Consider the following 7821-nt stretch of genomic DNA (forward strand, 5'->3'; position numbering starts at 1 on the left):
GTGTTGACGGGCAGCTTGTCGATCTCGTCCTGAGTCACCACACCACCGACGCTGTTGCTCTCGGTATTGATCTGTGGAGAGTAGCCGTTAACCTCCACGACTTCGCCGGTGCTCCCCACGCTCAGAGTTACATCCTGTGTGAGGTGGGCATCCAGGTTCATGGTGAGGTTGCTGATACCCGTCTTGCTGAACCCAGCAGCCGCGATCTCCAGCCGGTAGTGACCGGGCGCCACCTGCTGAAAGCGATAACCGCCATCGCCTCCGCTGGTCTGGCTGGACTTGATGCCGGAGTCGGTGTTGACCAGCGTGACAGAGGCGTTAGCAATGTCTGCTCCGGTCACATCATGCACCGTTCCTGTGATGTCACCAAGAGTACTTTGGGCCGCAAGCGTGGCGGCCGAAGACAGGAGGAGTAGACAGAAGAAGACCTTGGTGCCAGACAATGGGCGCATCGCATCCTCCGGGCTCAGCCAGGAGGCAGCCGCGCCCTTTCACAGAGTTTTAACTGCGGGTTCCTTGCTTATAAAAACGAAATCTGTTTTTGTCAAGAAATAATTTATGGGCAGCACATGTCTCGGTTTCCTCAAAAAATCCCTGCAAATTGTGGCGTTGTTCAGTTTGCACGAGAATTAGTGCCTTTCGCAGATCTAAAAATTTCTGGATTGTATACAGGTTGCGTGCAATAATTCGCTCGTGACGGAAGCCATACGGATCTACAGCGAGATGCGCAACGACATCATCAGTTGCGATCTGGAGCCGGGAGCCTCGGTGTCGGAAGCGGAGTTATGCGCCCGCTACAACGCCAGCCGCACTCCTGTACGCGAGGCCTGCCGGCGGCTGCAGGAGGAAGGCCTGCTGCAGATTGTTCCCTTCCGGGGATACACCATCTCTCCGCTGACCATCGATGAGTACCGCAGCCTGAATGAGATGCAGCTTGTGCTCGACCCGGCCGCTGCCGCCATGGCCGCCGAGCGCGCCAGCGACGAGCAGATTGCAATGATCGAGCGCTGGGCCAACTACATCTACCACGCCGGCGAGAAGAAGAGTTACGAGACCTTTCTGGAATGGAACCGCAACTTCCATATCGAAATTGCGCAGGCAACCGGCAACGACATCATGGTCGAGATGACGGTAAACCTGCAGACGCGATTGATCCGTTACTTCTACCTGGTGATCTCCATGGCGAGTTACGGCAAGGAGCTGGTGAATGAACATCAGGCGATGGTGCGCGCCATCCGCGCGCGTAAACCGGAGCAGGCACGCGACCGGGCAACCGAGCACGTTATCCGTACGATGGAGAGAACATCGCTGATCCGTATTCCGCAGGGAGGCTTCCGCGGCGATCCGCGAAAGGATATACAGCCTGTCCGCAGCCGGGCATGATGCACCTTCCAGGAGTGCAGGCATATGATTCCTTCTAAATGGAGCAGTGTCTTTGCGAGTAGCGATCGATAGTGGCGGCACCTTTACCGACTGCGTGTATCTGGTGGACGGCGAAGTTCGGGTCTTGAAGTTGTTTTCGACTCCGGCCGATCCCGGCCGTGCGGTACTGGATGCGGTAAAGCAGGTAGCAGAAAGTCCTGCGGTTCCGGAGGTGCGTCACGGCACGACCGTCGGCACGAATGCAATGTTGGAGCGCAAAGGTGCGCGGGTCGCGTTCGTCACCACCGCCGGCTTTGAGGACACCATCGCGATAGGCCGCCAGGCGCGCACCAGCCTCTACGACTGGTTCCGCTCTCCACTGCCTCCTGTCGTTCCCAAAGAGCTTCGTTTTGGAGTGGACGAACGTGTAACTGCTGAAGGCCTTGTACTGCGCACTCCATCGGAAGAATCGCTGCGGCAACTTGCAGAGACAATTCGAACCAGCGGAGCAGAAGCGATCGCCGTCTCGCTGCTCTTCTCTTTTGCAAATCCTGCCAACGAGATCATGGTGGTCGAGGCGCTGCAGCCACTGGGGCTGCCAATCTCGATCTCTCATCGGATTCTGCCCGAGTTCCGGGAGTATGAGCGCGGCAGCACCGTCGTCACCAATGCCTATCTGGCGCCAAAGGTTAGTACCTATCTTCGCCGTCTGGGAACAGAGATCGAGACTGCGTTTCCCGGTGGAAGTGTTCAGGTGATGCAGTCCTCGGGCGGCATCATCGCCGCGTCGATTGCGGCCGAGGAGCCGGTACGTACGGTGCTGTCAGGCCCGGCGGGCGGCGTGATAGGAGCCTACCGGCTGGCTCGCCTGGCCGGCTTCGATAAGATCATCGGCTTCGATATGGGTGGAACATCCACGGATGTCTCGCTGATCGATGCCGCGGAAGGCGGACCACGCACCACCAGCGACGCCGTCGTCTCGGAGATACCGGTGAGCGTGCCCATGCTCGACATCCATACCGTAGGCGCAGGCGGTGGCTCCATCGCACGCTTCGATGCAGGTGGAGCGTTGCATGTCGGGCCGGAGTCCGCCGGCTCCGTTCCAGGGCCGATCTGCTATGGACGCGGAACACTGCCGACCGTTACCGACGCCAATGTCACGTTGGGACGGCTTGATCCCGATCTCTTTCTCGGCGGCAAGATCCGTCTGGATGACACACGCACGCTGCAGTTGATGGAAGAGGCGCGTGGTTCCCTTGGCAGTGTCGAGCAGTTTGCCGCAGGTATCGTACTGCTGGCCGAAACAGCGATGGAGAAGGCTATCCGTGTCATCTCTATCGAGCGCGGCTACGATCCGCGTGAGTTTACGCTGGTTAGCTTTGGCGGCGCTGGTCCGCTGCATGCCTGTTCGATGGCGCGCTCGCTGCAGATTCCGCGTGTGCTGGTGCCTCGGCTTCCGGGAGTACTGTCCGCGCTGGGAATCCTTCTTGCCGATACCGTCCGCGACTACAGCCGTACCGTCATGCTGCCTGCATCCGATGCGGAAACACTTGCAGCCCAGTTGCAGGAGCTCGAAACGCGAGCTACTGAAGAGTTGCAGCGGCAAGGGCTCTTCGGCGAGGCCGAACACTCTATTGACCTGCGTTACGTCGGTCAGGGGTATGAGCTGAATGTGCCCTACGGCACAAGCCATCTTGAGGAATTTCATTCTCTCCATCGCAAACGTTATGGCTATGCCAGTGCGGAAACTCCAGTCGAGGTGGTGAACGTACGCGTCCGTGTCACGGTGCGCACCACCCCAGTGGACCTGCCGAAGTCAGAGCTGATTGCAGGCGACGGGTCGCAGGCGGTACTCAGAACACGTCCGATCTACTTTGATGGAGCATGGAGAGAGAGCAAGGTCTATCAGCGTGAACAGCTCAGATCGGGCGATCGATTCGCAGGCCCTGCCCTGATCGCGGAGTACAGCTCGACCACCGTGGTTCCACCTGGATGCATCGCCGAGGTCGACGCCTTTGGCAACTTAGTGATCGAGGTATACGTCGCATGAGTACGGTGCAACTCTCAGAACCTCAAGCCGCGGCGGCTATCGATCCGATTGAGCTCGCGGTCTTCAAAAGCGCGACTCACTCCGTCGCCGAAGAGATGGGTGCTGCGCTGCGCCGCACCTCCTTCTCACCGAATATCAAAGAGCGCCGCGACTACTCCTGTGCGGTCTTCGACAGCATGGGTCAGGTTATTGCGATGGGCGACCATATGCCGGTGCATCTGGGATCGATGCCCATGTCCGTCAAAGCAGTGATGGAGAGCATGACACTGCGTCCCGGCGATATCGCCATGCTAAACGATCCGTACGCAGGCGGAACGCACCTTCCGGATATCACGCTGGTGCTTGGCGTCTTCTCAGAAACCGATACGGAGTCGCCGGTCATGTATGTCGCCGTGCGAGCGCACCATGCGGATGTGGGCGGGCTGTATCCCGGCTCCATGGGCCTGTGCCGCGAGATCTACCAGGAGGGCTTGCGAATTCCTCCCGTTCGTATTGTGGATGGCGGCGAGATCAACCGCGCGATCCTGCAACTTGTGCTGCATAACGTACGCACTCCCGAAGAACGCGAAGGCGATCTGCTCTCTCAGATCGGCGCATGCCGTGTGGGCGAGCTGCGTCTGTTGGAACTGATCGCAAAACACGGCGCTGAACGTCTTCGGCGTCTCACCGTCGCGTTGCTCAACTATTCCGAACGCCTGATGCGGGCACAGTTCGCACAGTGCGTGAGTGGCAGCTATGCCGCCGAAGACTTTATGGACAGCGATGGCTTCGACGAGATACCGCTGCCCATCCGCGTCACCATCACGCTCGACAGCGAAGCGCAGACGGCGAAGGTCAGCTTTAAAGATTGCCATCCGCAGGTGAGGAGCAGCATCAACGCCGTCTATGCCATCACTTATTCAGCGGTGTACTACGTGCTGCGCTGCCTGCTGCCAGAAGATGCTCCGGCCACCGCCGGCCTGATGCGCCCGGTCATCGTTGAGACAGAGCGCGGCAGCATCGTCGATGCGGTACTTCCAGCCCCTGTTGCCGGCGGCAATGTGGAGACCTCGCAGCGCATTGTGGATGTGCTGCTGCGCGCCCTTGCCAAGGCAATGCCCGACCGCATTCCCGCCGCAAGCTCCGGAACAATGAACAACCTCACCATCGGTGGCGTGGATCATCGCACCGGCAAACCCTTCGCCTACTACGAGACCATCGCGGGAGGCATGGGTGCGCGTCCCACGGCGGATGGCATCTCCGGCATTCACACCCACATGACCAACTCGTTGAATACACCGGTCGAGGCGCTGGAGTATGCMTATCCCTTCCGCGTCATCCAGTACGGCTATCGCGATCACTCCGGCGGCGAGGGGCAGTATCGCGGCGGCGATGGCATTGTGCGTGAGATCGAGCTGCTTTCGCCCAGCACCATTACGCTGCTGACCGAACGCCGCAAGTTTGCGCCGTATGGTTTGCAGGGAGGTGCGGACGGAGAGCGTGGCGTCTCCTATCTGCGGAGTGGAGAAACAGAAGAAGAGCTGCCGGCCAAATGCAGTATCCAGGCGAAGGCCGGTGACCGCATCCGCGTGGAGACACCGGGCGGAGGCGGATGGGGCAAGCCATAAAGAGAACTGCCGTAATCCGGGGTGCCCCATGTCCCGCTTCTGGGACATGGGTATTCGAGCGAAATCTCGAATAGTCTTTCGTCATTATCGGCACTTCGCTAGAGCATTTTCCCTGTGGGTGCAATGTAGGGCTTCCGCATCTATGGCGTTTTCCGCGATGAAAACGCCGCGGCATGCTCCTCCCGGGATACCCAGCAACAGGGAAAACGCTCTAGACTAGCAACCACCATGAAGAGAGACGCAACCGTTGCTGTGCAACGCGGGGCACAACATCGCAAGTCCGTTGCCCGTACCGAACTCGGTCACTGGGATGCCGCACAGCGCACCGCCGATCCGCGCAAACTGCTGGCGAAGGCAATGCGTGGACGTGTCCCTGCCTTGCTCCCGCTCAAGAACGAACGCATGGCTGCCTCCGCCTTTGCGTTCTTCCGGGGCGCTGCTCCAATCATGGCCTTCGATCTCTCGCTTGCGCCCCACACTCCCATCGCGTGCCAGCTCTGCGGCGACGCTCATGTGCAGAACCTCGGCGCCTATGAGGGYGACGATGGACGCCTTATCTTCGACATCAACGACTTCGATGAGACCATCCGCGGCCCCTTTGAATGGGACATCAAGCGCATGACCACCAGCATTCTGCTGGCAGGAGACGATGCCGGAGTCCACAAGACCGGATGCCATTCTGCCGCCGATATCTTTCTTGCCAGCTATTGCGGGCTAATGGAACACCTCGCTCGTCTGCCGGTGCTGGAGGCCGCACGTTTCCAGGTGCATCGGCTGCAGGCGGTATCGTCCATCTCTGAGATTCTGCGTAAGGCCGAGCGCTCCACACCCCTGCACACGCGCGAGCACCTGACGGAAGAAACCGCGCGCGGCCGCGTCTTTCGCACCCTGCCGCCGGTATTGCATCGCGTCAAAGGAGAGCGGAAACGTGCTGTGCTCGCCTCGCTTCGCCGTTATCGCGAGTCGCTGCAGCCGGAGCGCCAGCACTTCCTTGCCCGCTACAAACCGCTCGACGTTGCCTTCAAGGTCGTCGGCACCGGCTCCGTCGGTATGCGCGATTATGTGATTTACATGGAGGGCAACGGAGCTGACGATCCGCTTTTCCTACAGATCAAAGAAGAGGCCACCTCCGTCTACGCCCCTTACCTTGCAGCCAAGACTGTCATCGCGCCCAACCAGGGACAGCGCGTGGTGAACGGACATCGCGCCATGCAACTACAGAGCGACCCAATGCTGGGGTACACGCGCTTCGAAGGCCGCGATTACCTTGTTCGGCAGCTCAACGATCACAAGGCCACGCTCGACGTCACGCATCTGGATGAAGCCGCACTGCAGCAGTATGCTGAGGTCTGCGGAGAGCTGCTGGCCCGTGGCCATGCACAAAACCCTCGTCAGCCAACATCTGGAGCTCCTGCACCAGCGAGACGAACGCGGCGCCACCGTCCTGCATCATGCCGCGTTTGCCGGTCACCGTGTGATTGCGGAGTTTCTGATTCACCAGGGAGCAGAGATCAACGCGCGCGACAGCGAGTTCGGAGCCACACCTGCGGGCTGGGCCATCGAGTATCTCCGCGAGATGGGCGGCTTCCTCGCCATCGAACTGGACGATCTCGCCTTCGCCATTGAGAGAGGGGATGCGATATGGATTGCACGCCTTCTCAGGCGATTCCCGGCACTTCGGCGCGCCAATAACTCCGAAGGAACACCATTCTCACGGCTGGCTGAACAGACGGGAGATCCGCAGATAACAAGATTATTTCGGTTAACAGAACACATAGGTGAGTGATTCGGGACGTGACGAATATCATGGGCTCCGATGGCTCCGAATCCGTTGCTCTAAAGTACTCCCAACGCTCCGCGCTGCAGCGCACTACAAATTGCTCGCAATTTTACTTCTGGTGATCGATCGTCGCGGATGCCACCGTTTACCCAGAGATAACATCAATCCATTTCTTCTGAACCCATCCAGACCGGCATGCCTTTACCTTCTGCATATTGAGTCCATTTTCCGACGTGGGACCGCATGGGCCGCTAGGTTCGCTGTAAGAGGCCTTGAACCACTCGCCACGTTCGTCGCAAATATAGATCTCCTGTCCGGATCGCAGCCTGTCTACCCGTCGAAAGTCGCTTCCCGCTCCTGCCCGGACAGGAACAGAAGTTACTTTTCCTGAGCGGATTTTCACTTTCGCAAAGTTGCGCGTATAAGCGCCACTCGAACTCTGTGCGAATTCCAGCTTTGGGAAAATCGTTATCAATGCAATGAATAGGGTGACTCTTAGATACTGCTTCAATCGAAGTTCCCAAAATCCAAAGAACATCGCAGATGCAATCGTTGCGCAATATGTAACAGCTTTCAACCAGAACATCATGGGCCAGATTCTACTCTGCATGACGGCCAGCAATCCCGCTGCATTTTGACGGCGGACGCTATGATTCTGACAGTGGCTCTCACGTCAGACATGCAGCCCAGGCTCCGGACTCGCAGACCTTCTGTCCTGCGCCTTCTTCGATGGCTTGGTCTCGGCCTCATACTTCTCTGGTTGTTTGCGGCGTTATCTCTGATAGCTGGCGCTTGGGAAGCAGCGCATTCTGGAGCTCTATCTCAACCTGGTGGAGTGGGGGCCAGGAATTTACGGCGCCGACGCAGTCTGCCGCACGGACTACAGAACTTCAGCTCGCGGTATTAACCGGGCGCAGGCGGCACGGCTGGCCGCGATTCTTCCTGCTCCGCTGAAACGCAGGCCCGAACGCATGAACAACTACAGCGGAATCATCCTGAAGCGCATGACGCAGATGGGCTGG

Annotated in this window: 6 protein-coding genes and 1 pseudogene; 6 read left to right on the top strand and 1 reads right to left on the bottom strand. The window is 58.9% G+C overall.

The annotated features are described in order from the left end of the window. Positions 1–452, bottom strand: a 452-nt coding sequence (locus tag AB4043_RS10485) for a carboxypeptidase-like regulatory domain-containing protein (RefSeq protein WP_442307014.1), incomplete at its 3' end; no start/stop codon positions are given. Between the two features lie 241 nt (positions 453–693). Here AB4043_RS10485 and AB4043_RS10490 point away from each other — a divergent pair. From AB4043_RS10490 to AB4043_RS10515, 6 genes and pseudogenes are all read left to right on the top strand, one after another. Then, a complete protein-coding gene (locus AB4043_RS10490) occupies positions 694–1383 on the top strand; it encodes a GntR family transcriptional regulator (protein WP_442300494.1) in 690 nt (229 codons plus the stop codon). A 46-nt stretch (positions 1384–1429) separates the two neighbouring features. Continuing rightward, positions 1430–3412, top strand: coding sequence for a hydantoinase/oxoprolinase family protein (locus AB4043_RS10495; protein WP_442300493.1), 1983 nt, complete (start codon positions 1430–1432; stop codon positions 3410–3412). Further along, complete coding sequence (locus tag AB4043_RS10500) at positions 3409–5019, top strand: hydantoinase B/oxoprolinase family protein (protein ID WP_442300492.1); 1611 nt, start codon at positions 3409–3411, stop codon at positions 5017–5019. Before AB4043_RS10495 ends, AB4043_RS10500 begins: the two co-directional genes overlap by 4 nt. A 357-nt stretch (positions 5020–5376) precedes the next feature. After that, positions 5377–6402: pseudogene (locus tag AB4043_RS10505) on the top strand (DUF2252 domain-containing protein); the annotation flags it as partial. Then, positions 6395–6805, top strand: coding sequence for an ankyrin repeat domain-containing protein (locus AB4043_RS10510; RefSeq protein ID WP_442307015.1), 411 nt, complete (start codon positions 6395–6397; stop codon positions 6803–6805). The pseudogene AB4043_RS10505 and the gene AB4043_RS10510, both read left to right, overlap by 8 nt. Before the next feature lie 779 nt (positions 6806–7584). Further along, positions 7585–7821 (top strand): transglycosylase domain-containing protein (locus AB4043_RS10515; protein WP_442307016.1); only part of this gene is annotated, 237 nt, incomplete at its 3' end.

Origin of the sequence: Terriglobus sp. YAF25, assembly GCF_052113305.1 — a bacterium.
Taxonomy (GTDB): domain Bacteria; phylum Acidobacteriota; class Terriglobia; order Terriglobales; family Acidobacteriaceae; genus Terriglobus.

Bases quoted from the DNA above. Each gene is read 5' to 3' on its own strand.
- AB4043_RS10510 (WP_442307015.1), top strand. From the start codon at position 6,395: ATGCACAAAACCCTCGTCAGCCAACATCTGGAGCTCCTGCACCAGCGA.